Here is a 26086-nt window from a genome sequence, read left to right on the forward strand (position 1 = left end):
AGTTAGTCTCCGCTTCGTGTCGAGGTGGTGCGTGACGCGACCTTGCGCCATTCGTTGTCGAGGGTGGCCAGCGCTTTTGCGCTGTTCTCGTCGGTCAGGAACTGCTGAACGATGGGCCCGAGCGGGATGCTCGCCGGGATCTGGTGATCGACGAAACCGGTGATCCGGCCGGCCTGGAAGTACGGTTGCAGTTCCGCCAGGGCCGGGTTGGTGTTCTCGGCCGCGTCCCGGGCCGTCGAGAACATGTTCTGTGAGGCTGCGAAGGAGTTCTGCACCTCCTCCTGGAAGAGGAAGTCCACGAAAAGTCGGGCTTCGGCGAGGCGCGGTGTGTCGCGGCCGATGGCAATGGCCACGTCGACACCGGAAACGAGCTCGATGTCGGCCGGGTCATCCGTCACAGGGTAGGGGAAACCGCCGACGCTGATGTCGGGGTTGTTGGCCAGGATCGGGCTGAGGGCCCAGATCCCCTGCATCAGCATGGCCGATTCGCCGTTCGCGAAAGCCAGGTTGCCGTCTTCGTACGTGCGGCCGAGGTAGCCGTCCTGCGCGTAGGAATACAGCGTCTGCAGCTTCTCGAACGTCTCGTCGTAGTTCTTCGCGAACGAGACGGCCGAGTCGGGACCCACCTCCTCACCCTCCGCGCGGAGATCGGGGAAGAAATCGTCGCCGCCGAGTTGGGCGCCGATACCGTTCAGGGAGGATTGCACCGTCCATGCGTCGGCCGCGGTGCCGGAGAACGGGGCGATACCGGCCGCCTGGAGCGTGTCGCAGGCGGCGATCAGCTCGTCCCAGGTGGTGGGGATCTCGATGCCCTGCGCGGCAAAGATGTCACGGTTGTAGAGAACGCCGTTGCCGTTGTTCGCGAAGCCGAGGGCATTCACCTCGTTCTCGTAGGAGCCGAGGGCCCCGACGATGTCCTGAACGGCCGGGTTGATCCGGTCGAGAACGGGGTCGCCACTGAAGTCGTGGAAGACACCGGCCCGCGCCAGCTGGCCGAAGTTCCCCGATCCGTTCAGACTGATCACATCGGGCACCTTGTTCTTGACCAGCAGGGTGCGGATGGCGGTGTCCGCATCGGGGACGGCGTTCTGGGTCACCCGGATGCCGGGGTTCTCTGCATCGAAATCGGCGATGATGCCGTCGAAGTCCGCGATGGCCTCGGACTTGAACTGGAAGAAATCGAGGGTGACGACGTCGCTCTGACCCGGGGCGCAGCCGCTGAGGGCGCCGAGCCCGAGCGTACCGGCCAGGAGGAGTGCCACGGATCGCCGGAGCGTCCGCAACCTCCTCGACCGGTGGCGTCGCCGGGCGGGTGTCTGGTACGTCGTCGTATCCGTCATTGCGGGACTCCTTAGGCCGTCATGTCGCTGCATGAATCTTTCTACGGCAAAAAGAATAGGACGTCAATTGCCGCTCTCGCGGGATGAAAAGTCCGCTAGGGCCAGAGCATTCATGCCACTATGGAATAAATGGCACCTCAGGGAGCGGATATGACCACGGATGCGGCGTCGACAGTGAGCGAGACCTCCCGGGAACTCGCGCGAGCCGTGCTCATCCACGGCCCGATCTCCCGCAGCGACCTCGGCCGTCGCCTGGGACTGTCACCGGCCAGCCTGACGCGGTTGAGCAAGCCGTTCCTCGATTGTGGCCTGTTCGTCGAGGGCAGCGAAGACCGCGACGGAACCGTCGGGCGCCCGGCCCGGCCCTTGGACGTCCGGGTGGATGCCAGTCGGTTCGTCGGGGTGAAACTCACCGGCGACGACGTCTTCGCGGTGCTCACCGACCTGCGGGCCAACGAGGTGGGCTCGGCCCGGCGGGTGCTCGCCGATCACACTGTCGAGCACGTTGTGGCCCGGATCGACGAGGTCGTGCGCGAGCTCGGCGGCCAGGACGGGCTGTCGGCGCTCGGCGTCTGCGTGGGTGGGCATGTCACCGACGCCCGGGTCGTGACCCGGGCGCCGTTCCTGGGCTGGCACGACGTGGACCTGGCCACGCGGCTCGAGCGACTGCTCGGAATTCCGGTCACGATCGAGAACGATGTCGTCGCGCTCACCTCCGCCGAGCAGTGGTTCGGAGCGGTCCGGGGTGCCCCGACCTTCGCGGTTCTGACCATCGGCGTCGGCGTCGGCTACGGACTGGTCGTCAACGACCAGGTGATCGTGACGGCCGACAGCGGCCTGGGCCTCGGTGGGCACATCCCGCTCGACCCGAACGGGCCGCTCTGCCCGGAAGGACACCGCGGCTGCTCGCAGGCAATGCTCACGAGCCAGAGCGTTTCTGCCCAGGTCAGCGTGGCCCTCGGCCGCGAGGTCGACTACGACGAGGTGCTCCGGCTCGCGGTGGAGGGGAACCGGGCTGCGGCATCCGTCGTCACCGCCACCGGTCGCGGACTGGGCCGATTGATCGCGCTGATCGCCAATATCGGGATGCTCGACACGATCGTGCTCTCCGGCGAGGGGATGCCACTGTGGGCGCTGGCATCCGAGGAGGTCATCGCCGCTGCCCGAGCCGACCGCGACCCGGATGCGACACCGCTGACAATCGTCGTTGACGACAGCGGGGTCTCCTCCTGGGCCCGCGGGGCCGCGGCTGTTGCCATCCAGCGCTCGCTCGGCCGATTCGCCGCTGCCGCCAGCGAATAGAATCGTCCATGCGCGCTGCGCGCCGCGCGAGTGGGAGGCTGCACATGCAATTCGGGATCTTCACCGTCGGTGACCTCACGGTCAACCCGACGACGGGCCACACCCCCACCGAGCATGAGCGCATCACGGCCATGGTCGCCATCGCCGAGAAGGCCGAAGAGGTCGGCCTCGACGTCTTCGCCGCCGGCGAGCACCACAACCCGCCCTTCGTGCCCTCGTCGCCGACGACGCTGCTCGGCTACATCGCCGCGAAGACCGAGCGCATCATCCTCTCCACGGCCACGACATTGATCACGACGAACGACCCGGTCAAGATCGCCGAAGACTTCGCCATGCTCCAGCACCTCTCCGGTGGGCGGGTCGACCTGATGCTCGGTCGCGGCAACACCGGCCCGGTCTACCCGTGGTTCGGCCAGGACGTGCGCCAGGGCATCCCGCTGGCGCTGGAGAACTACGCGCTGCTGCGCCGGTTGTGGCGCGAGGACGTCGTGGACTGGGAGGGCCAGTTCCGCACCCCGCTGCAGGGGTTCCAGTCGACGCCGCGCCCGCTCGACGGGGTGCCACCGTTCGTCTGGCACGCCAGCATCCGCAGCCCGGAGATCGCCGAGCAGGCCGCGTTCTACGGTGACGGCTTCTTCGCCAACAACATCTTTTGGCCCAGGGAGCACTACCTCAAGCTGATCGGGCTCTACCGGGCCCGGTTCGAGCACTACGGCCACGGTCGAGCCGACCAGGCCATCGTGGGCCTCGGCGGGCAGGTCTTCATGCGCACGAACTCGCAGGACGCCGTCGACGAATTCCGGCCCTACTTCGACAAAGCCCCGGTCTACGGCCACGGCCCGAGCCTCGAGGAGTTCACCGAGCAGACGCCGCTGACCGTCGGCAGCCCGCAGCAGATCATCGACCGCTACGCCGGCATGCGCGACTACTTCGGCGACTACCAGCGTCAGCTCTTCCTGATCGACCACGCCGGACTGCCGTTGAAAACCGTGCTCGATCAGCTCGACATCCTCGGCGGCGAGGTGGTGCCCGTGCTCCGCACGGAGCTGGCCGTGAACCGGCCCGCCCACGTTCCCGACGCACCCACGCACGCCTCGCTGAAGGCCGACGCCGCGATAAGTCGGCTCGCGGCATCCGTCGCCCGCCCGTGACCTCTCCCGCGGAAGCAGACACCATGACCATCGCGCCGCCTCAGCCATCAATGGATGCGCGCCGCGCCTTCTTCGACGCCCGTCCCGCCGCCTCCGTGGCGGTCGACCTCTCCGTGCGAATCGGCAGCCTCACCCTCGCCAACCCGGTCATGCCGGCCTCGGGCTGCTTCGGGCCTTCGCTCGGACGCTTGATCCCGGTCGCCGAGCTTGGCGCCGTGGTCACCAAGACCGTGTTCGGCACCCCGCGCGGCGGCAACGCGGCGCACCGGCTGACCGAGCTCCGGGCCGGGATGGTCAACAGTGTCGGCATCCCGAGCCGCGGGGCCGCCGGCTACCTGGCGTCGCAACACCCGCTCTACCTGGCGCTCGGCGTGCCCGTGATCGTCAGCGTCGGCGGGCACCGTTCGGGCGAGTACGCCCCCGTCGTGCGGGGCCTGCGGGGCGCGGGCGACGCCTACGAGCTCAACGTGTCCTGTCCGAACCTCGACCGCCACGGCACCGACATCGGCTCCGATCCCGACGCCATCGGGAAGGTCGTGCATGCTGTGCGCCTGGAGACCGACAAGCCCCTGATCGTCAAGCTGCCGGTGCTCGTCTCTTCGATCGCGGACTGTGCCCAGGCCGCTGAGGCGGCCGGCGCCGACGCCGTCTGCGTGGCCAACTCGATCCCAGCGCTGCCGCTCACGGCTGCTACGCGGAGCCCCATTCTCGGCAACGTGATTGGCGGTCTGTCCGGCCCGAATATCCGCCCGATCGTGCTGCGGTTGGTCTGGCTGGCCTCCCGAGCGGTCGACATCCCGGTGATCGCCTGCGGCGGGATCGAAATCGCCGACGACGCCCTCGACTACTTCTCGGTCGGCGCCCGCGCCGTGCAGGTCGGCACGGCCAGCTTCGGACGCCCGTTCGCCATGGTCGAAATCGTTCGCGCCCTGCAGGAGCGCTGCGAGGGCGTCGCCGCGGCCGACATCACCGAACTGACCGAATTGTGGAGGGCCTGATGACCGTTACGACCGCCCTCGGGGCCCTCGCCGCCCTGCGCCGCCAGCAGGCGTTCGCCGCGGCCGACGAGGCCGCGCTGGACGGCCTCATCGCGGTGCGCCCGCCCGAACGGATGCCTCGGCCCGACCCGGTCTGGGACGACGCCCGCGTTCTCGTGCACGAGGTCGTGGGAGAGCGGTACCGCCGGCTCGTACTGGCCACCGACACCATTGCGACGACCGCCCTCGCCGGACAGTTCCTGATGATCACCGTGCCCCCCACAGGCGGGGAGCGCATCCTGCTCCCACGCCCGATGGCCATCCACCGCCGCCACCCCGACCAGGGCACCGTGGAGGTCATCTACGGCTCGGCCGGCCGCGGCACCACCGCGCTCACCGACGTACTCGTGGGCGAGAGCCTCCTGGTCACCGGCCCGCTGGGCCGCGGCTTCGAGTTCCCGGATGCCGCCCTCCCGACTGAGACTGGTCCAGAGGCGCCCCGCACGGCCCTGATGATCGGCCGCGGTGTCGGCGTCTGCGCCATCATGGGCTCGGTCGAAGACGCCGCCCAGCTCGGCATCGCCGCCACGGTCGTGCTCAGCGGGAGGTCGCCGGCCAACCTGATCGGCCTGGCCGACTGCGCCGAGCTGGGCGCCACGGTCATCCCCGTCACCGACGACGACGGCTCGAGCGCGCTGCCGGCGCTCGGCGAACGGCTGCGCGGGCTTTTCGCCTGGGCCCCGCCCGACGTCATCCTGGCCTGCGGCGCCGGAGTTCTCGCCCGCCTCGCCGCCGATCTCGGCGCCGAGTGGGGCGCGCCGGTGCAGGTCTCGCTGGAGGCTCACATGGCCTGCGGCCTCGGCTACTGCCACGGATGCGCCGCGCCCGTCGCCACGGATCCCGCCGTCGAGGGGCCGCTGGTCTGCGTCGACGGCCCGGTGTTCGACGCCGTGCTGCCGGACCGGGCCGCGGCCGGGCGCGGGAAACCAGCAGGCTGAACGTCTTCTGTTAGGCTTGAGGAGGTTAATCCTCGGATTGGCCACGCAGAATCACGCTCAGTACGGAGCAGACCGGCAGCGCGCTGGTCCTCGGTGGTGGTTTCCCAACTTGCCGGCAACATCCGCAGTTGGTGAATTTCTACTGGTGGCCAGCTCTCGCACCCTTCTTCTCCGCGTCCAGCTCGCGCGCCATACGGGCAACCGAGTCTTCATCGCCAGAATGGCGAGAAGCAAAAACCAAAGGAGAGAACCCCCATATGGAGGGTCCAGAAATCACGTTCGCCGAAACCGTTATCGATAACGGCAAGTACGGCACACGCACCATCCGTTTCGAAGCCGGGCGTCTCGCCCAGCAGGCGCAGGGCTCTGCCGCCGCCTACATCGACGAAGAGACCATGCTTCTCTCCGCCACGAGCGCCAGCAAGCAGCCGAAGGAGAACTTCGACTTCTTCCCCCTCACCATTGACGTCGAAGAGCGCATGTACGCCGCCGGACGCATCCCGGGCAGCTTCTTCCGTCGCGAAGGTCGCCCGTCGACCGAGGCCATCCTCACCTGCCGTCTGATCGACCGGCCGCTGCGTCCGTCCTTCGTCGACGGACTCCGCAACGAGATCCAGGTTGTCGTCACCGTTCTGGCCATCGCGCCGGACGAGTACTACGACGTGCTCGCGATCAACGCGGCCTCGATGTCGACCCAGCTTGCCGGCCTCCCCTTCTCGGGCCCGATCGGTGGCGTTCGCGTCGCCCTCATCCCCGACGAGAACGGCTCCGGCCAGTGGGTTGCCTTCCCGAAGCACTCGCAGATCGTCGACGCCGTGTTCAGCATGGTCGTCGCCGGTCGCGTGGTGACCGACGCCAACGGCGCGCAGGACGTCGCGATCATGATGATCGAGGCCGAAGCCACCGACAACGCCTGGGACCTCATCAAGGGCGGCGCCATCAAGCCGAACGAAGAGGTCATCGCCGAGGGCATCGAAGCCTCGAAGCCCTTCATCAAGCAGCTCATCGAGGCGCAGCAGAAGGTTGCCGCCTCGGCAGCCAAGCCGACCGGCGCCTACCCGGTGTTCCCGTCCTACCAGCCGGCCACCTACGACGCCGTCGCCGCTCTCGCGTACGACCAGTTGAAGGCCGTCTACCAGATCGCCGACAAGATCGAGCGCCAGAATGCGGATGACGCGCTCAAGGCATCCGTCAAGGAGGCCATCGCGGCCAAGGTCGCCGCCGGCGAACTCGACGCCAGCGCGAACAACCAGGTTTCCGCCGCGTACAAGTCGGTCACCAAGCTCGTCGTGCGCTCGCGCGTTCTCAACGAGGGCATCCGCATCGACGGCCGTGGGCTCGCGGACATCCGCCCGCTCGACGCCGAGGTGGCCATCATCCCGCGCGTGCACGGTTCCGCGATCTTCCAGCGCGGCGAGACCCAGATTCTGGGTGTCACCACGCTGAACATGCTCAAGCTCGAGCAGACGATCGACTCCTTGAGCCCGGTCACCAAGAAGCGCTACATGCACAACTACAATTTCCCGCCCTACTCGACCGGTGAGACCGGCCGCGTCGGAACGCCGAAGCGCCGCGAGATCGGCCACGGAGCGCTCGCTGAGCGTGCCCTGGTCCCCGTGCTGCCGACGCGCGAGGAATTCCCCTACGCCATCCGTCAGGTCTCCGAGGCGCTCAGCTCCAACGGATCCACCTCGATGGGTTCCGTCTGTGCCTCGACCCTGTCACTGCTCAACGCCGGTGTGCCGCTGCGCGCACCTGTCGCCGGCATCGCCATGGGCCTCATCTCCGACACCGTTGACGGCAAGACCCGCTACGCGGCTCTCACCGACATCCTCGGCGCCGAAGATGCCCTCGGCGACATGGACTTCAAGGTCGCCGGTACGAGCGAGTTCGTCACCGCGATCCAGCTCGACACGAAGCTCGACGGCATCCCGGCATCCGTTCTCGCCGGCGCGCTCACCCAGGCCAAGGATGCTCGCGCGACCATCCTGGCCGTGCTGAACGCCGCCATCGACCGTCCCGACGAGATGGCACCGACCGCGCCCCGCGTGATCAGCGTCCAGATCCCGGTCGACAAGATCGGCGAGCTGATCGGCCCGAAGGGCAAGATGATCAACTCGATCCAGGACCAGACCGGTGCCGACATCTCCATCGAGGAAGACGGCACGGTGTACATCGGCGCCGTTGACGGACCGTCGGCCGAGGCCGCTCGCGCCATGGTCAACGCCGTCGCGAACCCGACCAACCCGGAGATCGGCGAGCAGTTCCTCGGAACCGTCGTCAAGATCGCCGCGTTCGGCGCATTCGTCTCCCTACTCCCCGGCAAGGACGGCCTGCTGCACATCAGTGAGGTGCGCAAGCTCGCCGGTGGCAAGCGGGTTGAGAACGTCGAAGACGTGCTCGGCGTGGGCCAGAAGGTCCTCGTGGAGATCACCAAGATTGACGACCGTGGCAAGCTCTCGCTCGCCCCGGTCCTCGACGAGTCGGCTGAGGCCGGCACCGAGGACGCACCGGTTTCGACCGAGGCGTAGTCCGCTAGGTCTACCGACAACCTCTCGCCAGGTTAGTCGGCTAGACGGAAAGCCCGTCCTGCTCCGGCAGGGCGGGCTTTTTGCATCCCGCGGTGGTCGAGCGCCCGCCCGATGTCTCGCGTGTTCCCGATCCGGCGGCCGATCCCGTCCCCCGCGGCTCAAGATCAGCACCTATTTGAAAGTATTACAGGTTAGCGATATGATCAGACTGTGTCGATGACCGGACTACCCATGGCCCAATTGAAGTCTGACCTCTTCAAGGCTCTCGGGCATCCGTTGCGGGTGCAGGTTCTGGAACAGCTGGTCGGCGGGGAACGCTCGGTCGGCAGCCTCGCCGAGGTGCTCGGCGCCGAACTGTCGAACCTGTCCCAGCAGCTGGGGGTCCTGCGCCGCGCCGGCGTTGTCGCCACCCGACGAGAGGGCAACACCATCTTTTACGGTCTGCGGGACCCGGGTGTCGCCGAGCTCCTGGCCATCTCCAAACGGATGCTGGTGTCCAGCCTTGAAGACTCCCACGCCCTGCTCCGCACCATCGAGCAGGACTCGCAGTAGCCCGAGCCCTAGGCCCTGCTCCGTCCCGGACGAATTGGTTCGACACCGGGCTATAGCGGACGCGCCGCTAGAGGTCGTTGCCGGCGTAGGACTGGTTGAAGCTCTTGTTCACGAGGGGGAAGTCCGGCACGATCGTCTCGGACAGGGCCACCGGCAGCGCAGGCCAGTTGAAGTAGGACGGGTCGACGACCTTCAGCCGCGTGATGGCGCCGTCTGGCCCCAGTTCGACCCGGTGGCAGATGGTTCCGCGCCAGCCCTCGACGAGGGCAAGGCCGCTCGCCGCACCCGTCGTCGCCGCATCCGTCGTCGCCGCCACCGGAGACGACGCCGCGGCCGCACCACCATGGTGCGCGCCGAGCCGGGCGATGAGGTCGATCGCCACCGCAATGGACACCTCGAACTCGCCCGCGCGCACCCGGTAGCGGCTGAGCACGTCGCCGCCGGTGTCGGTGACCACGTGGAAGTGCTCACCCAGATCGACGAAGGGATGGTCGCGGCGGGCGTCGGCGTCGACACCGGATGCCCGCGCCACATAGCCCAGCGTGCCCATGGCCTCGGCCTGGCTGGTGGGCAGCGGGGCCGTGCCGGTGAACCGGTCCCGCACGATCGCGTGCCCGAGGGTGATCGCGATGATCTCCTGAACGTCGGCGGCGACGCCGCGGAGGGCGGCGGAATCCGGCAGGGCGAGAACGCGTACCCCGCCCACCGACAGCGCCCCGCGCAGGAAGCGGTGGCCGGTGACGGTCTTGTTGATGCGCAGTAGTGTTTCGCGAAGCCGCTGAGTGTGCGAGTTCACGACACCGAACCCCACGTCGTTGGCCAGCGAACCGAGGTCGGAGACGTGGTTGTAGAGGCGTTCGAGTTCGAGCAGCAGGGCGCGCAGCAGACGGTCGGGCTCGGAGATCTCGATGCCGGAGGCCGCCTCGATCGCCATCGTGTAGGCCAGCGTGTGGCCGATGACGGTGTCGCCGGCGATCTGCTCGGCCATATCGATGCCGTCCGCAGGCAGACGACCCTCGAAGAGCCGCTCGACGCCGCGGTGCATGTACCACTGGCGGGCTTCCATCCGCACGATGGTCTCGCCGACCACGGAGAAGCGGAAGTGGCCGGGGTCGATGATGCCGGCGTGGATGGGGCCGACGGCGATCTCGTAGACCCCGGGGCCCTCGACCTCCACGAACGGGAACGACTCGACGTCGGGTTCGAATTCGGGGGTGGCCGTGGCGTCCTTCCGCATCGGGTACCAGCCGCGGGGCCAGTGGCCGTGGCGCACCAACCGGTGGGGCTGAGGGTGGTTCGCCGGCCGCACGCCGAACAGGTCGCGGATGCCGCGCTCGAAGTTGCCGGCCGGGAACGAGAGGTCGGCCAGACTCGGAATCCAGGCGTCGTCATAGGGGACGGGCACGACGAGGTCGATCTGGCGCCGGGGGAAGACGGCGACGAAGGAGTAGACCACGCGCAGCCGGTCGCCGTCGTCGTGGCACGCGACCAGCGCGAGCCGGTTTCCATCGGTCAGCAAGGCGGCGGCTTCGCCCCGGAGTTCGTCGCGCGTGAGCGTGCGCACCTCGGCGGTGGCGGCTCGCACCGGATTCGGGGTCGTCATTGGATTCCTCCCAGAACCTCGGCCGCACGCGTCAGGAGTGTGCCGACCGGCTCCGCTATGAAGGCCACCACCGCGGTGGTGCCCAGGGCGAGGATGAGCGGAAGCATCGGCCCGTGCCCCGACCGGTCCGGCACGAGGGGGTCGTCCGGGTGCGGCTCGGCGTCCGCCAGGGTGACGGTTGCGCTCGGAACGGAGACCGGGACGGCTCCGGTGACGGATGCCGCGGCCCCCGCAGCCGGGACGGCCGCAGCCGGGACGACCGGGACGGCCGTGGCCGCAGGCGCCCCGATCGTCATGGCCACCGTCAACCGGGTGAGGCTGGCGAAGATGACGAGCAGCAGTACCAGGGCGATGCCGACCACCACGCCCAGGCCGGTGGAAAAGCCGGCCACGATGATGCCGACCTCGGAAAAGAAGATGCTGAACGGGGGGAACCCGATCAGAGCGGCCATGGCGATCAGCCAGGGCACGGCCAGCCCCGGCCGCCGCACGAGCAGGGCGCGCACGTCGTCGATCTTCGGAGTGCCCTCGACCTCGAGGATGCGGCCCGAGATCACGAACAGGGTGGCCTTGGTCAGCCCGTGGCCGAGCACGTACAGCAGCACGGCCGGCAGGGCCGCCGGGCCGATGGCCGCGCCGACGGCCATCATGCCCATGTGCTCGATACTGGAGTAGGCCAGCATCCGTTTGAAGTCGCGCTGGCGGATCAGAAGCGCCGCCGCCACGAAGAGGGAGAGCAGCCCGCCGACGCTGAGCATGATGCGCAGGAAGTCCGGCCCGATCACGGCGTCGGTGATGGTCTGGATACGCAGGATGGCGTAGAGGGCGACCGCGAGCAGGACGCCGGACATGAGCCCGGAGACGGGTGCGGGCGCCTGGCTGTGCGCGTCGGGCAGCCAGCTGTGCATGGGGGCGAGCCCGGCCTTGGTGGCGAAGCCGAGCACGGCGAGGGCGCCGCCGGCTCGGATCAGCGCGGGGTCGAGTGGCAGGCCGGCCTGGCTGAGCACGAGCCAGGACAGGGTTGCCTCGCCCGTGCCGCGCGAGGCGGCGTAGATGAGCACGATGCCGAGCAGGGCGATGGCCACGCCGACGGAGCCGAGGATGACGTACTTCCAGGCGGCTTCCAGCGATCGGGGGGTGCGGTGGTGGCCGACCAGGAAGGCCGTGGCGATGGTGGTGGCCTCGACCGCGGCCCACATCAGGCCGATGTTGTCGGCGAGCACCGCGAGGCTCATTGCGGCCAGGAAGATCGAGATCAGGGCGTCGTAGGAGCCGGCGAACCGCGCGGGCTCGGCCGTGGCGTGGCCGAGCCCGCCCCAGGTGGAGACAAGCCCGACGGCGCCGACCACGGTGAGCATGTAGGCGCTGAGCGCGTCGGCGCGGAGCAGCCCGCCGCCCAGTGTGGGAACTTCGTCCGCGAGCACGACGCTCACCAGGAGCAGGCCCGAGATGAGCACGGCGACGCTGGAGGCGACGGGGCTGAGCCGGCGTAGTGCGGGGGAGGGCACGCCGAGGCTCAGTACGGCGAGGAGGGCCGGAATGGCCAGAGGGGTCCAGAGGGCGAATGACATCAGTCGTGCAACTTTCTGAGCTGATCGATCTCGGTGTTGCCGAACTTGGTGCGCATACGGCCGGCGAAGACGTAGAGGATGACGACGACCAGCAGCACGTCGAGGGAGATGCCGAGCTCGAGGAACAGCGGCACACCGCCCGAGGTCAGGAACGCGACGGTGGCGATGCCGTTGTCGAGCACGAGGAAGCCGATCAGCTGTGATCCGGCCTGCCGGCGGGTGACCAGCAGCAGGAAACCGATCAGCACCATGGCCAGGCCGATCGGAGCCGCGTGGGCCGAGATGCTGATGTCGCCGGCGAGCACCCGACTGGCCACGACGTAGCTGAGGATGGTCAGAAGCGCCACGGTCAGCAGGGCCGCCGTCGGGTTGAGGCGCGGCGCCTCATCCGTTCGCGTGGTGGCGTGGGTCTCGCGGGCGAGCACCCACGGCAGGCCCATACCCTTGACCAGAAGCACGAGCAGCGAGACGAGGATCACCTCGACCTCGCCCTCCTCCAGGCCGATCACAGCGACCAGCGCGGCCAGCGCGAAGCCCTGCACGCTGAGCAGCCGGATCGACGCCAGCAGCGAGTGCCGCCAGACCATCAGGGCGCTGGTGAGCAGCAGGGTGCCGGTGCAGAGACCGATCAGCTGCGGGTAAATGGTGGTGAACACGGATGCTCCTAAGCGACCAGGTAGGAAGCGGTGACAGCCAGCAGGCCGAGGGCGAACGACCCCGCCAGCAGCTCGGGCACGCGGAACAGCCGCGCCTTGGCCAGGAAGACCTCACCCACGCTGAGCACAACGCCCAGCAGCAGGATTTTCACGGTGACGGTGCCCACGCCGACTATCACGCCGAGCACCGAGAAGTCGGTCATGATTCCCCATGGCACGATCAGGTTGCTGAGCAGGCCGAGCAGGGCGGCCAGCTTGAGCCAGGAGCCGAGTTCGAGCCAGACCAGGTCGCGGCCGGAGGCCTCGAGCACCATGGCCTCGTGCAGCATGGTCACTTCGAGGTGGGTCGACGGGTTGTCGACCGGCAGACGGCTGGTCTCGGCCATGATGGCGATGGCCAGGGCGACCATGGCCAGCAGGCTGACCGGGGAGATGATCACGGCCGGATTCAGGAGCCGGGTCTCCACGATCAGCGAGAGGGTGGAGGTGCCGGCCGGGATGGAGAGCGCGTAGACCGCGAGCAGCAGGGTCGGCTCGACCAGAGCGGCGACGGTCATGTGACGGCTGGAACCCATTCCGCCGAACGCGGTGCCGGCGTCGAGGCCGACCAGGGCCAGGGCCACCACGCCGACCAGCATGATGGAGACGATCACGAACAGGTCGCTGGGGATGAGCGGCAGCGGCAGGGTGCCGACCAGCGGCAGCAGTGCGCAGAGCAGCAGGCTGGAGACCAGGAGGGTGACCGGACCGGCCGCGAGCATCCAGCTGCTGTCGGCGGCGCGCACCGGGTTCTTCGCCAGGAGCTTGCGCACATCGCGCCACGGCTGCCAGATGCCGGAACCGGCCCGGCCTTCGAGGAGGGCCCGCACCTGGCGGATCACGCCGATCAGGAGGGGGGCGAGGAACACGAACAGCACCAGCTGAACCAGGGCGATGATGATCGCCGCGGCGCCGGTCACAGGGACACCACGATCAGAACGGAAAGCAGGGCGACGAAGGAATAGGACAGGTAGCGATGGATACTGCCGTTCTGCGCGCGCCGGGCCAGAATGCCGAACCGTTGCATGAGGTTCAGCACCGGGCGGTAGAGCCGGGTCTCGACCACGTCGGACACGGTCTGTTCCACGTGGACGCGTTCCACCAGGTAGCGGGATTCACCCACGTGGGTGACCTCCACGTCGCGGGTGGGCCGGAGCACGTCGTCGAAGACGCGCACCAGCGGCTCGGCATACGAGGTGGCCGTGTACTGCATCCGCGGCCGCAGCCGTGACCCGCCGCCGGCCCAGGGGAGCGGCGAGGTGCGGGTGGGGTGGCGCCGGGCGGAAATGAACAGCGTGATCAGCACGGGCGCGAGCAGCAGGCCGGCCAGCACGATGAAGGTGGTGGGGTCGAGTACGGCGTCGATGCCGCGGGCGTCCAGGCCGGCGAGGCCGATGGTGCGCACGTCGGGGGTGAACGCCGGGCCCACGGCCGAGCCGATGGCCACGGCGAGCGGGCCCGGTAGCAGGCCGAGCCCGACCACGAGGAGGGCGCCGAGCACGAGCGGGATGCGCATGATGACGGGCACCTCGTCGGCCAGTGCGGCCTTCCGGGAGCGCGGGCGGGCCAGGAAGGCGATCCCGTAGGCCTTGACGAAGGTGAGCAGGGCCAGCCCGGCGGTCAGGGCGATCACGGCGACCGCGAGTGGCATGGCCACGGATGCCGCGACGGAGACGACCTCCCCGTCGACCCGTGAACCGTGGATCAGAGCCTGCAGCAGCATCCACTCGGCGACGAACCCGCTCGTGACGGGCAGGGCCGCGGCGCCCATGGCGGCCCCGCCGAACGCGGCGGCGGTCCAGGGCATCCGGCTGCCGAGGCCGCCGAGCCGGTCGAGATTCATCTCGCCGGCCGCGCGGGCCACGGCGCCGGCCCCGAGGAACAGGGTGGACTTGAACGCGGCGTGGCTGAGCATCAGCAGCAGGGCGGCGACAAGGGCCGCGTCGGCCGCGGCAGCTGCGTTGTCGGCGCGCAGCAAAACGGATGCCCCGAGCCCCAGGAACACCAGCCCCATGTTCTCGGTCGTGGAGTAGGCCAGCAGCACCTTGAGGTTGCTCGCCACGGAGGCCTGCAGAATCCCGTAGAGCGCGGACACCCCGCCGAGCACCATGATCAGCACTCCCCACCAGGCCGGGCCGTTCGGCAGCAGCCGTACGACGACGAGGAGTGCGCCGTAGACGCCGATGTTGACCATCGCGCCGCTCATCGCTGCGGCGACGTGGCCGGGGGCCTCGGGCAGCACCCGCGGAACCCAGACGTGCAGGGGCACGAGCTCAGCCTTGCCGCCGAAGCCGAGCAGCAGCAGCAGGAAGCCCACGCTCGCCTGCCAGGTGAAGGGATCGATGGTGGCGAGGTCGGCGAACCCGGTGCCGCCGGCCAGGCCGGCGAGCATGGCGAAGCCGGCCAGCACGAAGAAGAAGCTCAGCTGCGACATCGCCGAGTACCAGACCAGGGCGGAGGCGACCGTGCCGCGGGTGGCGTGGTGGGCCAGCAGTAGCGCCGTGGAGCCGAGCGTCATGATCTCTAAGAACAGCAGGAACGACACCACGTCGGTTGCGGCCGGCACCAGCTGCATGCCGGAGAGGAACACGGCCATCGACAGCCACGAGGTGCGCGAGGCCGAGGCCACGCGGGCCGAGCCGATCCCGAACAGGGAGGCGAGCACGCCGACGACGGAGACGACCACCATGACCAGTCCGCCGAGGCGGTCGGGGGAGAGCACGAGCGGGTCCATCGGCAGGGCGGTGGGGATGCTCAGCGACCCGGTGCCGCCGGAGAGCGCGATCGCACCGGTGACGACGCCGGCCACGGCGAGCAGGGTGCAGAAAAATCCGCTGACCCGCGAGCGCCATGAAGTGGGTGTGAGCAGGGCCGCGGCGACGGCGACCACGAGCAGCAGGGTCTGGCCGAGCATGCCGGCTTCGAGGGCGGTCATCGACCGGTCATCCGGCGCAGTGCTTCGACGATGACGGCCGGCTCGGGCGGGTTGCCCGGCACGGACAGGTCGACGTGCACGAAGTCCGACACCGGCCCGGCCACGCCGTAACCCTCGGCGAAGACGCCGCCGGTGATGGCGCAGTCGCCGACCGCGATCACGAAGCGGGGGGTCGGCGTGGCGTCAATGGTGCGGCGCATCGGCTCGATCAGGTTGCGGGTCACGGCACCCGTGATCACGAGCACGTCGGCGTGACGCGGCGACGCGACCAGACGGATGCCGTAGCGTTCGACGTCGTAGACCGGGCCGAACGCGCTCTGCACCTCCATCGCGCAGTCGTTGCAGCTGCCGGCGTTGATGAAGCGCACCTGCACGCTGCCGCCGAAGACCTCGGCGCCGGGGAACAGGGCCGGGGCCGGTGGGGCCGCTTCCGCGATGCGGCCACTGGTTCGGATGAGGTTCAGGAGTCGTTTGACGCTCAACTCAGGCTCCGTGTGGCACGATACATCATTACTTCTTTATATACCTATATGATGAATTTATCAAATAGATTGGGGTTATTCTTCGGGCCAGGGCGCGCTGAGGGAGTCCACGGCTTCCTGGGTGTACTCGATCACCGCCGTGAGGAGCTGCTCCATCGAGGTGGACCGCAGCAGTTCGATCTGGTCCAGCGGGCCCAGCGGGGCGATGCCGGCGATCTGCCAGGCGGCCGCCGTCGGATCCCGGGACAGCTCCACCGTCGAGGGCCAGAGCTGGTCGGCGAATTCGCTTGCGAGGGCCAGGGCGCGTCGCACGGCCTGCTCGGCCCGGTCCCGCAGTGGCAGCAGGTCGTCGTCCCAGTCCAGCTCGGCAAGGTCGCGCACCGTGGCCTGGGGGTGCGGGTCTTCGGTCAGCCAGTCGATGACCTCGACCCGGCGTTCGCCCTGGGCGGTCACCCCGACGAATCCCTCGGAGGCCTCGAGTTCGGTGATCTGGGCCACGGTCCCGTAGTGGAACCGCCGCTCGCCGCCGCCGACCTCCTGGCCGCGTTCGATCAGCACCACGCCGAACTCGGCCGGCTCCTCCTTGAGGATGCGCGACAGCATGACCAGGTAGCGGTCCTCGAACACCCGCAGCTGCAGCGGCATATAGGGGAACAGCACCGACCCGAGCGGGAACATCGGCAGGGACGTCACCGGCAGCGCGGTCATGGGCGGGTGCGCTCCAGCAGTGGGGTGATCCGGTAGGGGATCAGCTCGCCCATGGCCAGGGACGTCTCGGTGCGATCGACACCCTCGCAGGCGAGGATGGTGCCGTCGATGCGGAACAGGTCGTCGGCATCCGCACACACCACGCGCACCAGGATGTCGGTCGCCCCGCTCATGCCGTGCGCCTGCACGATTTCCGGAATGCGGGCGAGCTCGGCCACGATCTGGGCGAGGCGTTTCTGCTGCACGTGCACCTCGATGAAGGCCGTCAGCGGATAGCCCAGCGCGACCGGGTTGATGCGGCGGTCGAAGGAGAGGAACGCGTTCGACTCCTCAAGCCTGGCCATGCGCGCCTGCACCGTGTTGCGGGAGAGGCGCAGCTGCTGGGCAAGCGCCACGAACGTGCTGCGCGGTTCGGCGCACAGAGCGCGGAGCAACTGTAAGTCGACTTTGTCCAGACTGTGCATACTGCTCGACGGTAGCAGGCAGGGTGCCCCATGAATAGGGCAAATTGCTCAAAATTCATTGTCATGGTTGTGCTCCGTGTCGCGGAATCGTACGCTCTCAACAACTTCGGCAACGACGCTGGGAGCGCATCTGATGCACACTGTCCACACTGGGGAGACCCCCGACATTCTTCTGCAGCTGCTGAGCCCCGAGGGGAAGCGGCTGGCCGACGCCGATCTGGATCCCTGGGTCGCGGAGGTGACCGGGGCCGACCTCGCGGCGCTTTACCAGGACATGGTGGTGGTGCGCCGCATCGACGCCGAGGCCACGGCGCTGCAGCGTCAGGGAGAGCTGGGGCTCTGGCCGCCGTTGCTCGGCCAGGAGGCCGCGCAGATCGGCTCGGGCCGCGCGCTCCGCGCCGACGACTTCGTCTTCTCCAGCTACCGTGAGAACGCCGTCGCCTGGTGTCGAGGCGTAGCGCCCACCGACATCCTCCGGGTGTGGCGCGGCACCGCGCAATCCGGCTGGGACCCGCTGGTGTACCGAATGGCGACGCCCAGCATCATCATCGGGGCGCAGACCCTGCACGCCACGGGCTGGGCGATGGGAGCCGTGTTCGACGGCGCGGACTCGGTGGCCGTGGCCTACTTCGGCGACGGCGCGACCAGCGAGGGCGACGTCAGCGAGGCGCTCGTGTTCGCGGCGAGCTTTCAGGCGCCGGTGGTCTTCTTCTGCCAGAACAACCACTGGGCCATCTCCGAGCCGGTCGGACTGCAGACCCGCTTCGGCATCGCCGGCCGGGCCCCCGGGTTCGGCATTCCCAGCCTCCGAATCGACGGCAACGACATCCTGGCCGTGATGGCCGCGACCCGGCTGGCCCTGAACCGGGCCCGCACCGGGGGAGGCCCCACCTTCATCGAAGCCGTCACCTACCGGATGGGCCCGCACACGACCGCGGATGACCCCACTCGCTACCGGCCGGCAGCCGAACTCGAGGAGTGGGCGAAGAAAGACCCGATCCTGCGACTGCGACGGCTGCTCGACTCTCTCGGCCTGTTCACCCCCGAGCTGGAGTCCGAGACCCAGGCACTGGCCGACGCCACGGCCGCCGAGCTGCGCGCCGGCTGCATCGGCCTGCCTGACCCGGAGCCGTTGACCGTGCTCGCCAACGTCTACGCCACCCCGCACGCCGGGGTCGACCGCCAGCGTGCGGAGTACGCGGCCTACCTGGCGAGCTTCGAGCCGACCGGAGGGAAGGTCTGATGTCAATCGAAACCATCCGGAGTGCTCCGGCTACACGCGCGAACGGCTCGACGCCGGTGCCTGCGCCGGTGCCTGTGACGCCGGTGTCGCCGATCGAGGCGGCGCTGACGGACACGAAGACCCTGACCCTGGCCAAGGCGATCAACGCCGGGCTGCGCCAGTCCATGCTCGACGACCCGAAGGTGGTGCTCCTCGGCGAGGATATCGGCGCCCTCGGCGGCGTGTTCCGGGTGACCAGCGACCTGCTCGCCGAGTTCGGGCCGAACCGGGTCGTCGACACCCCACTGGCCGAGTCCGCCATCATCGGCACCGCGGTGGGGCTGGCGTACCGCGGCTACCGCCCGGTCTGCGAGATCCAGTTCGACGGCTTCATCTTCCCCGGATTCGACCAGATCGTCAGCCAGGTGGCCCGGTTCCACTACCGCACCCAGGGGGCCCTGCGCATGCCCATCACCATCCGGGTGCCGTTCGGCGGCGGCATCGGCGCCGCCGAGCACCACTCCGAATCGCCCGAGGCCTACTTCACGCACACCTCGGGCCTGCGCGTGATCGCGGTCTCGAACCCGCAGGACGCCTACAGCCTGATCCGCCAGGCGATCGCCTCCGACGACCCGGTCCTCTTCTTCGAGCCCAAACGCCGCTACCACGTTGCCGGCCCGGTGACCCCGCAACTCGGCGAGCCCTTCGAGAGTGCCCGGGTCGTGGCCGCCGGCACCGACGTCACGCTGATTGCCTACGGAGCGCTGGTGACCACGGCGACGGATGCCGCGCTCGCCGCCTCCGACGAGGGCATCTCGGTCGAGGTCATCGACCTGCGCTCGCTCTCGCCCATCGACTACGCCGTCGTCGAGGCATCCGTTCGCAAAACCGGCCGGCTCGTCGTCACTCACGAGGCCGCCCGCTCGGGCGGGCTGGGTGGCGAGATCATCGCCGAGGTCACCGAGCGCTGCTTCGACTACCTCGAGGCCGCACCGGTGCGGGTCACCGGCTTCGACATCCCGTACCCGGCGGCGAAGTTGGAGAGCCACCACCTGCCCGACCTCGACCGCATGCTCGATGGCGTCGACCGAGTGCTGGGACGACGACGATGATCAAGGTTTTCAGGTTGCCCGACCTTGGCGAGGGGTTGACCGAATCGGAGATCGTTGCCTGGCGGGTCGCGCCCGGCGACACGGTGACGCTCAACCAGCTCATCGCCGAGGTCGAGACGGCCAAGGCCGTCGTCGAGTTGCCGTCGCCCTTCGCGGGCGTGGTCGCCGAACTCCACCAGCAGCCCGGCACCACCGTGCACGTGGGTGACCCGATCGTCTCCTTCGAGGTCGCCGGCGCCGAGCCTCCCTCAGTTCCTTCAACCGCTTCTCCCGCCGATGCGGCTCCTGCGGCTCCTGCGGCTCCTGCGGCTCCTGCGGATCCTGCGGCTCCTGCGGATCCTGCGGATCCTGCGGCTCCTGCGGCTCCTGCGGATCCTGCGGCTCCTGCTGGTCCTGCGGCTCCTGCTGGCGAGCCCGAACGGCTGGCCGTGCTCGTGGGGTACGGCGCAGCGGTCGAGCGTGGCGGGCGGCCGCAACGACGGGCCCGCGGGGGGGTCTCTACTCCGACGCCGGCCTCAACGTCGGCCGCGGCCTCGACGTCGGCGCCGGCCTCAACGTCGGCCGCGTCACCCGCGGCTCGGGAGGTGCCGGCTACCGGGGAGCGCCCGCGGTCCACGCCGCCGGTGCGCGCGCTGGCTCGCACACTGGGCGTCGACCTGACCCAGGTGACCGGGACCGGTCCGACGGGCTTCATCATCCGGGAGGACGTGGCGGCGTACGCCGCCCCCGCAGCCCTCGGCGTCTGCCACACACCGAACGAACCGGGACTCGAGCTCGGGCGCGCCGAACCGGATGACCGGCCCCCGGCATCCGTGCCCCGTGCCCGGGAAACCCGCAGCCCGATCCGGAGTGTGCGCAAGCAGACCGCCGCCGCCATGGTGCAGAGCGCCTTCACCGCGCCGCACGCCACGGAGTTCCTGACCGTGGATGTGACGCCGACGATCGAGCTGATCGACGCGCTGAAACGCGACCGGGGGTTCGCCGACGCGCGCATCGGCGTCCTTGCCGTGGTCGCGAAGGCGCTCTGCCTCGCCGTCGCCCGCACGCCCGAGGTCAACACCCGCTGGGACGAGGCGGCCGGCGAGATCGTGCAGTTCCACTACGTGAACCTCGGCATCGCCGCCGCCACGCCGCGCGGGCTGATCGTGCCCAACATCCCGGATGCCGACCGGCTGGCTCTCGCCGACCTCGCCGCCGCGCTCGCCGCGCTGACCAGCGCCGCCCGGGCGGGAGCGACCAGCCCGGCCGCCCTGCACGGCGGCACGATCTCGATCACCAACATTGGCTCGTTCGGCATCGATGCGGGCACGCCGATCCTGCCTCCGGGGGAGGCCGTGATCCTCGCGCTGGGAGCGATTGCGCCGCGGCCGTGGGAGTATCGCGGCGAGGTCACGCTGCGGCAGGTGGTCACTCTCAGCGTCGCCTTCGACCACCGTCTCGTCGACGGAGAGCAGGCGGCCCGGTTCCTGACCGATGTCGCCGGCATCCTCGCCAACCCCGCGCGCGCCCTCGCCCTCCTCTAGGAGTCAGTGGTCAGCCCCTAACGAATTCGACGGAGATTTTGCTCCCACAGCCCGAAATGCGGGTAAATACGGGCATTTTTCCAAATATCTCCGTCGAATTGGTTCGCAGCCTGCGGGAGCCGGCCGGCAACGGATGCCCCCGAGCGCGCCTTGACGGGGCTCGGACCGCGCAGCAGAGTGGGGGGATGAAATCACCGGGCACCCTCCTCACCCCTCTCGACACCGAGTCCGTGCTCGCCGGCGGAGCCTTCGTCCACCTCGACGGCGCCCTGCACGGCTTGTTCACGACCCGGGACTTCGCCTCGGCTGTGCGCCTGGTCGACCAGGTTGCCGAGGCGGCGGATGCGATGAATCACCACCCCGACGTGCGGCTCGGCTACGGCCGTGTCGGCTTCCGCCTTTCGTCCCACGACGCCGGCGGCGTGACCGACCGCGACCTGCGGCTTGCGCTGCGCATCCAGGAACTCGCGGATGCGCAGGGCGCCGACCGTGCGCCGGTGCGGCCGGCCCGCTATGACGTGGCGATCGACTGTACCGACGCCGAAGCGATCCGGCCGTTCTGGCGGGTGGGTCTCGGCTACGTGGAGGTCGACAGCGAGGGCGAGATCGAACTCGTCGATCCACACGGCCAGGGCCCGCGGGTCTGGTTCCAGACGATGGATATCGCGCGCACCGAGCGCAACCGCATCCACCTCGACGTGTATCTGCCCACGATCGACGCCGAGTCCCGGGTGCAGGACGTCATCGCCGCCGGCGGCGATCTCCTCACCGACGAGCACGCCCCCGACTGGTGGGTCCTGGCCGACCCTGAGGGCAACGAGCTCTGCGTCTGCACCACCGTCTCCTGAGCCGTCTCCTGAGCCGGCGACTGAGCCCGCGACTAATTCGTCTGATGGCTCGTCGACGGGTCGTGGACTGAGCCGCTGAAGCCCCGGCTACCCGCCGAGATCGACACTTCCGGTCGAGGTCGACAGACACACCGGTTGATCTTGACCAGAACGGTCGACGTCGACGGATGCCCGGCTCACGCGGGCGCGAGCCCCTCGCCTGCGAGCCCCACGCCCGCGAGCCCCCCGGCCCCGAGCGCCGCGAGCGCCATCTCCTCGAGCAGCGGCCGCACCTTGCCGCTCGGCGACGCCGGCAGCGTGTGCGGGGTCGAGTTCAGTAGTCCGAACGTCGCCTGGGCACGGATGCGCAGCAGCTGCGCATCAACCTCGGGGTGCACTTGCCCGAGCACGCGCACCCACAGCTCCACGTAGGTGCGCTGCAGGGCGCGCACCTGGTGCCGGTCCGGGGCGGCGAGGCTGTCCAGGTCCCGGTCCTGCACGCGGATGACGTTCGGATGCGAGAGGGCGAAGTCCGTGTGGAAGCGCACCAGCGCGTGGAGTGCGCCCGCGGCATCCGGAGCGCCCGCGACCACGGCCTGCCCGCCCGCCACCAGCGTCTCGCTGACCTCCACCAGCAGCGCGGCCAGCACGGCCGGCTTGCCGCTGAAGTGCCGGTAGACGGCCGGTCCGCTCACGCCGACGGCCGCGCCGAGGTCCTCGATCGAGACCCCGTTGTAGCCCGACCGGGCGAACAGCGTGGCGGCGGCCCCGAGCAGTGCCTGCCGCCGGTCGGCCTTGGCCTGGCTCCGAGCCGTCGGCGAGGACGGGAGGACTCCCATTCGGTGCTCCGTTCACGCGGAAACTCTGGACAACTCAGTTATGAACCGCTAACCTGACTTTCGGTTAGTGCACGCTAACTGTACCGGCTGAACACTCAAGCGGGAAAGCGGGAAGTCGTCGATGGAGACACTCGCGAGTCTGATCGACTCGACCAGTCCGGCCTTCGACGCGAACGCCACCGCCCACCGCGAGCTCGTCGCCGACCTGCGCCGCCGCCTCGCCGTCGTCGCCCTCGGCGGTCCCGAGGCCTCCCGCCAGCGCCACCTCGCCCGTGGCAAACTGCTGCCGCGCGAACGCATCGACCGGCTGCTGGATGCCGGCAGCCCCTTCCTCGAGATCGCGCCCCTGGCCGCCACCGGACTCTACGGCGACGACAGCCCCGGTGCCGGCCTGATCGCCGGGATCGGGCTGATCCACGGCCTCCACGTGCTCGTCATCTCCAACGACGCCACCGTCAAGGGCGGAACCTACTACCCGATGACGGTCAAGAAGCACCTCCGGGCGCAGGAGATCGCATTCGAGAACCGGCTCCCGTGCGTCTACCTGGTCGATTCGGGCGGGGCCTTTCTGCCGCTGCAGGACGAGGTCTTCCCCGACCGTGACCACTTCGGCCGCATCTTCTACAACCAGGCCCGGATGTCGGCGGCCAAGATCCCGCAGATCGCCGCCGTGCTGGGATCCTGCACCGCGGGCGGCGCCTACGTGCCGGCGATGAGCGACGAAACCGTGATCGTGCGGAACCAGGGAACCATCTTCCTCGGCGGCCCGCCGCTGGTGAAGGCCGCGATCGGCGAAATCGTCACGGCCGAGGAGCTCGGCGGCGGTGACCTGCATGCCCGCACCTCCGGGGTGACCGACCACCTCGCCGAGGATGACGAGCACGCACTCCAGATCGTGCGCGACATCGTTCGTTACCTGCCCGCGCCTCCGCCGCCGGCCTGGCCGCGGCTGCCGGCCGTCGACCCCGTTGCCGACCCGGCCGAGCTCTACGGCGCGGTGCCGACCGACCCGCAGGGCCGCTACGACGTGCACGAGGTGATCATGCGTCTGGTTGACGGCAGCGAGTTCCATGAGTTCAAAAAGGAGTACGGTACGACCCTGGTCACCGGCTTCGCGCATCTGCATGGCCATCCGGTCGGCATCATCGCCAACAACGGTGTGCTGTTCTCCGAATCCGCCCTCAAAGGGGCACACTTCATCGAGCTGTGCGACCAGCGCGGCATCCCGCTGCTGTTCCTGCAGAACATCTCCGGTTTCATGGTCGGCCGCGACTATGAGGCCGGCGGCATCGCCAAGAACGGCGCGAAAATGGTCACCGCCGTCGCCACCGCGCGCGTGCCCAAGCTCACGGTCGTGATCGGCGGGTCGTTCGGCGCCGGCAACTATTCCATGTGCGGCCGCGCCTACTCGCCCCGCTTCCTCTGGATGTGGCCGAACAGCCGCATCTCCGTGATGGGCGGCCCGCAGGCCGCATCCGTTCTCGTCACCGTCAAACGCGAGCAGCGGGAGAAGGCCGGCCAGCCCTGGTCGACGGATGCCGCGGAGGAGGTCACCGCGCCCGTCACCGCCCAATACGAGCGGCAGGGCAGCCCCTACTATTCGACCGCCCGGCTCTGGGACGACGGGGTGATCGACCCGGCCGACACCCGCACCGTGCTGGGCCTGGCCCTCGACGTTGTTTCCGGGCCACCCCTGCCCGAGACCGCTTTCGGCCTCTTCCGGATGTGAGGCGCACCATGACACCGAACGCACCGACACCGCGCTTGACACCCTTCGAGACCGTGCTGGTCGCCAACCGCGGCGAGATCGCCTGCCGCATCATCCGCACCCTGCGCACGATGGGCATCCGTTCGGTGGCCGTCTACAGCGACGCCGACCGTGATGCGCTGCACGTGAGCCTCGCGGATGCCGCGGTGCGCCTCGGCCCGGCCGCGCCCCAGGCGAGCTACCTGAACATCGACGCGATCCTGGCGGCCGCGGCGGCCACCGGCGCCGACGCCGTGCATCCCGGCTACGGATTCCTCAGTGAGAACGAGGCCTTCGCCCGCGCCTGCGCCTTCGCCGGCCTCGTCTTCGTCGGACCGGGTCTGAACGCCCTTGTCGTGATGGGCGACAAGATCCGCGGCAAGAACCATGTCGCCGACAGCGGTGTGCCCGTCATTCCCGGGTTCTCCCGGCCCGGCCAGACCGACGACCAGCTCATCGCCGCCGCGGAGCAGGTGGGCTACCCGCTCCTGATCAAACCGTCCGCGGGCGGCGGCGGCAAGGGGATGCTGCGGGTCGACGCCGCGGGCGAGCTCGCCGCGGCGCTCGTAACGGCCCGGCGCGTGGCGCAGGGCGCGTTCGGCGACGACACGCTGCTGCTCGAGCGCTTCATCGACAGTCCCCGCCACATCGAGGTGCAGGTGCTCGCCGACGCTTCGGGCGCCGTGATCCATCTCGGTGAGCGCGAGTGCTCCCTGCAGCGCCGCCACCAGAAGGTGATCGAGGAGGCTCCGTCGCCGCTGCTCGACCCGGCCACGCGGGCACGCATCGGAGAGGCAGCCTGCCAGGCCGCCCGGAGCGTCGGCTACACCGGCGCCGGCACGGTGGAGTTCCTGGTCTCCGATGCGGCCCCGGACCAGTTCTTCTTCATGGAGATGAACACCCGGCTGCAGGTGGAGCACCCGGTGACCGAGCTGGTCACCGGCCTCGATCTGGTCGAGTGGCAGCTGCGCATCGCCGCGGGGGAACCGCTGCCGCTCACCCAGGCGGAGGTGGTGCTCACCGGGCACGCGATCGAGGCGCGCCTCTACGCCGAGAACCCGGCGCGCGGTTTTCTCCCCAGCCAGGGCACCGTGCGCAGCCTGTCCGAACCGGTCGGCGAGGGCATCCGGGTCGACAGCTCGCTGCGTCCGGGCCTGCCGATCTCGGGGGTCTACGACCCGATGCTCGCCAAGGTGATCGCGTGGGGTGCTGACCGCGCCGAGGCCCTCGCCCGCCTCGACCGGGCGCTCGCCGACACCGTGGTGCTCGGGGTGCACACCAACGTGGAGTTCCTCCGGTTGCTGCTGCACGACCCCGACGTGTGCGCCGGCCGCCTCGACACCGGCCTGATCGAGCGCAGCCTGCCCGGTCTCGGACTCCGGGGGATGCCCGGGCAACCGCTGCCCGACCACCTGCCGGCCGCCGCGGCCCTGTTCCTGCACGCGCGCGCCACCGCCACCGCCCGAACTGCCGCCGCGGGCGCCGACGCCGCGGGCACCGGCACGAC

22 protein-coding genes are annotated in these 26086 nt (G+C 69.4%); 12 read left to right on the top strand and 10 right to left on the bottom strand.

Annotated features, from left to right (window positions below; genetic code table 11):
• Positions 1 to 2: 2 nt before the first annotated feature.
• Complete coding sequence (locus E3T40_RS09650) at positions 3 to 1262, bottom strand: ABC transporter substrate-binding protein (protein WP_241981730.1); 1260 nt, start codon at positions 1260 to 1262, stop codon at positions 3 to 5.
• A 207-nt stretch (positions 1263 to 1469) separates the two neighbouring features.
• On the opposite strand from E3T40_RS09650, the gene E3T40_RS09655 reads away from it, so the two are divergent.
• From E3T40_RS09655 to E3T40_RS09680, 6 genes are all read left to right on the top strand, one after another.
• Positions 1470 to 2642: an ROK family transcriptional regulator gene (locus tag E3T40_RS09655; protein WP_241981731.1), complete on the top strand. Its 1173-nt coding sequence runs from the start codon at positions 1470 to 1472 to the stop codon at positions 2640 to 2642.
• 44 nt (positions 2643 to 2686) lie between these two features.
• Entirely contained in the window at positions 2687 to 3793 is a 1107-nt protein-coding gene (locus E3T40_RS09660) for an LLM class flavin-dependent oxidoreductase (RefSeq protein WP_134543285.1), read from the top strand.
• Positions 3794 to 3816: 23 nt separating this feature from the next.
• On the top strand, positions 3817 to 4791 hold the full coding sequence (locus E3T40_RS09665) for a dihydroorotate dehydrogenase (RefSeq protein WP_134543255.1): 975 nt from the start codon (positions 3817 to 3819) through the stop codon (positions 4789 to 4791).
• Positions 4791 to 5768 carry a dihydroorotate oxidase electron transfer subunit gene (locus E3T40_RS09670; protein ID WP_198411974.1) on the top strand — a complete coding sequence of 326 codons (978 nt, stop codon included), beginning with the start codon at positions 4791 to 4793 and terminating at the stop codon, positions 5766 to 5768. Before E3T40_RS09665 ends, E3T40_RS09670 begins: the two co-directional genes overlap by 1 nt.
• 257 nt (positions 5769 to 6025) lie before the next feature.
• Positions 6026 to 8299, top strand: coding sequence for a polyribonucleotide nucleotidyltransferase (locus E3T40_RS09675; RefSeq protein WP_134543257.1), 2274 nt, complete (start codon positions 6026 to 6028; stop codon positions 8297 to 8299).
• A gap of 216 nt (positions 8300 to 8515) precedes the next feature.
• Positions 8516 to 8851, top strand: coding sequence for a helix-turn-helix transcriptional regulator (locus tag E3T40_RS09680; RefSeq protein WP_134543259.1), 336 nt, complete (start codon positions 8516 to 8518; stop codon positions 8849 to 8851).
• A 67-nt stretch (positions 8852 to 8918) separates the two neighbouring features.
• Here the strand turns inward: E3T40_RS09680 and E3T40_RS09685 are convergent, their stop codons facing one another.
• The 8 genes from E3T40_RS09685 to E3T40_RS09720 all read right to left on the bottom strand — a co-directional run bounded on the left by E3T40_RS09685 (position 8919) and on the right by E3T40_RS09720 (position 17309).
• Positions 8919 to 10454: an NADH-quinone oxidoreductase subunit C gene (locus E3T40_RS09685; protein ID WP_104195300.1), complete on the bottom strand. Its 1536-nt coding sequence runs from the start codon at positions 10452 to 10454 to the stop codon at positions 8919 to 8921.
• Complete coding sequence (locus tag E3T40_RS09690) at positions 10451 to 12025, bottom strand: proton-conducting transporter membrane subunit (protein WP_134543261.1); 1575 nt, start codon at positions 12023 to 12025, stop codon at positions 10451 to 10453. Before E3T40_RS09690 ends, E3T40_RS09685 begins: the two co-directional genes overlap by 4 nt.
• Positions 12025 to 12681, bottom strand: coding sequence for a hypothetical protein (locus E3T40_RS09695; protein ID WP_104101117.1), 657 nt, complete (start codon positions 12679 to 12681; stop codon positions 12025 to 12027). The genes E3T40_RS09690 and E3T40_RS09695 overlap by 1 nt, the downstream gene beginning before the upstream one ends.
• A gap of 8 nt (positions 12682 to 12689) precedes the next feature.
• Positions 12690 to 13640, bottom strand: a complete 951-nt coding sequence (locus tag E3T40_RS09700; protein ID WP_134543263.1) for a respiratory chain complex I subunit 1 family protein — start codon at positions 13638 to 13640, stop codon at positions 12690 to 12692.
• Positions 13637 to 15655: a proton-conducting transporter membrane subunit gene (locus tag E3T40_RS09705; RefSeq protein WP_104169538.1), complete on the bottom strand. Its 2019-nt coding sequence runs from the start codon at positions 15653 to 15655 to the stop codon at positions 13637 to 13639. Before E3T40_RS09705 ends, E3T40_RS09700 begins: the two co-directional genes overlap by 4 nt.
• Positions 15652 to 16137, bottom strand: a complete 486-nt coding sequence (locus E3T40_RS09710) for an NADH-quinone oxidoreductase subunit B family protein (protein WP_104101120.1) — start codon at positions 16135 to 16137, stop codon at positions 15652 to 15654. Before E3T40_RS09710 ends, E3T40_RS09705 begins: the two co-directional genes overlap by 4 nt.
• A gap of 75 nt (positions 16138 to 16212) precedes the next feature.
• Positions 16213 to 16845: an LON peptidase substrate-binding domain-containing protein gene (locus tag E3T40_RS09715; protein WP_233191416.1), complete on the bottom strand. Its 633-nt coding sequence runs from the start codon at positions 16843 to 16845 to the stop codon at positions 16213 to 16215.
• A complete protein-coding gene (locus E3T40_RS09720) occupies positions 16842 to 17309 on the bottom strand; it encodes an Lrp/AsnC family transcriptional regulator (RefSeq protein WP_104169540.1) in 468 nt (155 codons plus the stop codon). The genes E3T40_RS09715 and E3T40_RS09720 overlap by 4 nt, the downstream gene beginning before the upstream one ends.
• Positions 17310 to 17442: 133 nt before the next feature.
• Here E3T40_RS09720 and pdhA point away from each other — a divergent pair, with 133 nt between their 5' ends.
• The 4 genes from pdhA (at position 17443) to E3T40_RS09740 (ending at position 22014) form a co-directional block, all read left to right on the top strand.
• On the top strand, positions 17443 to 18552 hold the full coding sequence (gene pdhA / locus E3T40_RS09725; protein ID WP_104169541.1) for a pyruvate dehydrogenase (acetyl-transferring) E1 component subunit alpha: 1110 nt from the start codon (positions 17443 to 17445) through the stop codon (positions 18550 to 18552).
• Positions 18552 to 19643: an alpha-ketoacid dehydrogenase subunit beta gene (locus E3T40_RS09730; RefSeq protein ID WP_134543265.1), complete on the top strand. Its 1092-nt coding sequence runs from the start codon at positions 18552 to 18554 to the stop codon at positions 19641 to 19643. Before pdhA ends, E3T40_RS09730 begins: the two co-directional genes overlap by 1 nt.
• Positions 19640 to 21166: a dihydrolipoamide acetyltransferase family protein gene (locus tag E3T40_RS09735; RefSeq protein WP_134543267.1), complete on the top strand. Its 1527-nt coding sequence runs from the start codon at positions 19640 to 19642 to the stop codon at positions 21164 to 21166. Before E3T40_RS09730 ends, E3T40_RS09735 begins: the two co-directional genes overlap by 4 nt.
• Before the next feature lie 185 nt (positions 21167 to 21351).
• Entirely contained in the window at positions 21352 to 22014 is a 663-nt protein-coding gene (locus tag E3T40_RS09740; RefSeq protein WP_166786618.1) for a VOC family protein, read from the top strand.
• 176 nt (positions 22015 to 22190) lie between these two features.
• On the opposite strand, the gene E3T40_RS09745 is transcribed toward E3T40_RS09740, so the two are convergent.
• On the bottom strand, positions 22191 to 22832 hold the full coding sequence (locus tag E3T40_RS09745) for a TetR/AcrR family transcriptional regulator (protein WP_104169545.1): 642 nt from the start codon (positions 22830 to 22832) through the stop codon (positions 22191 to 22193).
• A gap of 121 nt (positions 22833 to 22953) precedes the next feature.
• On the opposite strand from E3T40_RS09745, the gene E3T40_RS09750 reads away from it, so the two are divergent.
• Both E3T40_RS09750 and E3T40_RS09755 read left to right on the top strand, forming a co-directional pair.
• Positions 22954 to 24561, top strand: coding sequence for a carboxyl transferase domain-containing protein (locus E3T40_RS09750; protein ID WP_134543271.1), 1608 nt, complete (start codon positions 22954 to 22956; stop codon positions 24559 to 24561).
• An 8-nt stretch (positions 24562 to 24569) separates the two neighbouring features.
• Positions 24570 to 26086 (top strand): acetyl/propionyl/methylcrotonyl-CoA carboxylase subunit alpha (locus tag E3T40_RS09755; protein ID WP_134543273.1); only part of this gene is annotated, 1517 nt, incomplete at its 3' end.

Origin of the sequence: Cryobacterium sp. TMT1-19 (assembly GCF_004403055.1) — a bacterium.
Lineage (GTDB): Bacteria > Actinomycetota > Actinomycetes > Actinomycetales > Microbacteriaceae > Cryobacterium > Cryobacterium sandaracinum.

Bases quoted from the DNA above. Each gene is read 5' to 3' on its own strand.
- E3T40_RS09670 (WP_198411974.1), top strand. From the start codon at position 4,791: ATGACCGTTACGACCGCCCTCGGGGCCCTCGCCGCCCTGCGCCGCCAG.
- E3T40_RS09655 (WP_241981731.1), top strand. From the start codon at position 1,470: ATGGCACCTCAGGGAGCGGATATGACCACGGATGCGGCGTCGACAGTG.
- E3T40_RS09715 (WP_233191416.1), bottom strand. From the start codon at position 16,845: ATGACCGCGCTGCCGGTGACGTCCCTGCCGATGTTCCCGCTCGGGTCG.
- E3T40_RS09705 (WP_104169538.1), bottom strand. From the start codon at position 15,655: ATGACCGCCCTCGAAGCCGGCATGCTCGGCCAGACCCTGCTGCTCGTG.
- E3T40_RS09750 (WP_134543271.1), top strand. From the start codon at position 22,954: ATGGAGACACTCGCGAGTCTGATCGACTCGACCAGTCCGGCCTTCGAC.
- pdhA (WP_104169541.1), top strand. From the start codon at position 17,443: ATGCACACTGTCCACACTGGGGAGACCCCCGACATTCTTCTGCAGCTG.
- E3T40_RS09740 (WP_166786618.1), top strand. From the start codon at position 21,352: ATGAAATCACCGGGCACCCTCCTCACCCCTCTCGACACCGAGTCCGTG.
- E3T40_RS09675 (WP_134543257.1), top strand. From the start codon at position 6,026: ATGGAGGGTCCAGAAATCACGTTCGCCGAAACCGTTATCGATAACGGC.
- E3T40_RS09665 (WP_134543255.1), top strand. From the start codon at position 3,817: ATGACCATCGCGCCGCCTCAGCCATCAATGGATGCGCGCCGCGCCTTC.
- E3T40_RS09660 (WP_134543285.1), top strand. From the start codon at position 2,687: ATGCAATTCGGGATCTTCACCGTCGGTGACCTCACGGTCAACCCGACG.
- E3T40_RS09720 (WP_104169540.1), bottom strand. From the start codon at position 17,309: ATGCACAGTCTGGACAAAGTCGACTTACAGTTGCTCCGCGCTCTGTGC.
- E3T40_RS09680 (WP_134543259.1), top strand. From the start codon at position 8,516: ATGACCGGACTACCCATGGCCCAATTGAAGTCTGACCTCTTCAAGGCT.
- E3T40_RS09685 (WP_104195300.1), bottom strand. From the start codon at position 10,454: ATGACGACCCCGAATCCGGTGCGAGCCGCCACCGCCGAGGTGCGCACG.
- E3T40_RS09735 (WP_134543267.1), top strand. From the start codon at position 19,640: ATGATCAAGGTTTTCAGGTTGCCCGACCTTGGCGAGGGGTTGACCGAA.
- E3T40_RS09745 (WP_104169545.1), bottom strand. From the start codon at position 22,832: ATGGGAGTCCTCCCGTCCTCGCCGACGGCTCGGAGCCAGGCCAAGGCC.
- E3T40_RS09730 (WP_134543265.1), top strand. From the start codon at position 18,552: ATGTCAATCGAAACCATCCGGAGTGCTCCGGCTACACGCGCGAACGGC.
- E3T40_RS09690 (WP_134543261.1), bottom strand. From the start codon at position 12,025: ATGTCATTCGCCCTCTGGACCCCTCTGGCCATTCCGGCCCTCCTCGCC.